Source organism: Acinetobacter sp. 5862 (assembly GCF_024494585.1).
In the GTDB taxonomy this organism is placed as follows: Bacteria; Pseudomonadota; Gammaproteobacteria; order Pseudomonadales; family Moraxellaceae; genus Acinetobacter.
In genome coordinates this window covers 1-363 of sequence record NZ_JANHGP010000101.1, presented here as the reverse complement: position 1 = coordinate 363, position 363 = coordinate 1, and the positions used below count along the sequence as shown (strand labels likewise).

General features: G+C 30.6%; 1 pseudogene. It reads right to left on the bottom strand.

Going from position 1 to position 363, the window contains the following annotated elements:
* Positions 1-307: pseudogene (locus NO346_RS14695) on the bottom strand (IS4 family transposase); the annotation flags it as partial.
* Positions 308-363 lie beyond the last annotated feature (56 nt).

Here is a 363-nt window from a genome sequence, read left to right as displayed (position 1 = left end):
GTTTTCCCCATTTCCAGTTGGTTCTATCCAAAGTTAATTGGACTTTATCGAATGAAAATATATTGAAAATTAACTGAAAAATTTGACGATAATCGAAATACTGATCTGCAAAGAAGCGTTGTAGTTGTATACGTCGATAAAATGATTGTGGTGAGCACTTGATAGGTAATGCTTTAGATGCAGAAGAAAGATTACATGTCTGTTTTACAATTAATGCAAGCATAATCAGTGTAAAACATTTTGCATGTGATTTGTTCCACTTTAGATATTTGTTTAAGATGAGATTTAACTCATTGAAATGTGTCATCATATTCGTCGTCAGAAAACAAGTATTATGCCATTATTTCAATGAGTTATCTTTTT